This is a genomic window from Paenibacillus sp. NPDC056722 (assembly GCF_042790635.1).
Classification (GTDB): domain Bacteria; phylum Bacillota; class Bacilli; order Paenibacillales; family Paenibacillaceae; genus Paenibacillus_AQ; species Paenibacillus_AQ agri.
The window spans coordinates 1,001-1,810 of record NZ_JBHTYV010000032.1 but is presented as its reverse complement, the minus strand read 5'-3'; the positions used below and the strand labels follow the sequence as shown (position 1 = coordinate 1,810).

Annotated in this window: 1 protein-coding gene; it reads left to right on the top strand. The window is 63.6% G+C overall.

The features are described 5' to 3' along the window. Nucleotides 1–302 precede the first annotated feature (302 nt). A partial coding sequence (locus tag ACFRAM_RS28640) for a hypothetical protein (RefSeq protein ID WP_379470432.1) occupies nt 303–810 on the top strand: 508 nt, incomplete at its 3' end.

The window sequence follows — 810 nt, the reverse complement described above, 5'->3', positions numbered from 1 at the left end:
ACATCGGGTGTTTCCGCAGTTGAATTGTCCTGACTCACACTGTCCTCGGTATCCACACCCATCGAGCTGTCGACCTGCCCGAATCTAGCCGACTCTCGCACATCGCGGCCTGCCGCTGGTGGCCCGACCGAGCCTCGGCCGGTATGGTCCCGATCGGTATCGCTTGGTCGCAAGGGGGACGATGAACCAGCCACAACAGCCTTCGGCTGCACCGAATCCACCGGCAACCGGGGCCCTGATCGAAGTGACCGTTCCGTCGGATTCCGACACCGCCTTGCGGTTGACTCGCGATCCCGTTCATCGTGATGTCGCGTCGCTTCGTCGAGCTCTTCACCGCGTCGAACGAGCCGGGCTGGAAGTTCACGGATCTACTGTTGTCTTACCTCGTCATACTTGTGATCGCGGTCGTGATCGGACTCGTGCTCACTGCGATACAACTGCTGTGCCGCAATCCGACGGTCTCGGCCTACACCGCACCCGGCACCGCGATATCGGCTCGGTTTTATCAGGATTCACTCGAACTGGTGCTGACCACAGGGGTCGTGACAGTTCCTTTTCGCCAGATCAAGGACCTTCTCGCCATCGGCGGCGGGGTCTTCCTGCGACAGAAGGGCACCCGCGGGATGGCGCTCCCGGGGGGCCTGTTCACACCGGCAGGCCGGAACCTGATCGACGCAGCTCGTGGTCGTGCCGCGGTGACCGGCCCCGGGTCCGGGTCCGGGTCCGAACAGCAGACACAGGCCGTGGCGGTACCACCCGCGACGGCGGTGGATCTGCGAAAGCCGACCGCGGGAAATAGCGACCGAAAGC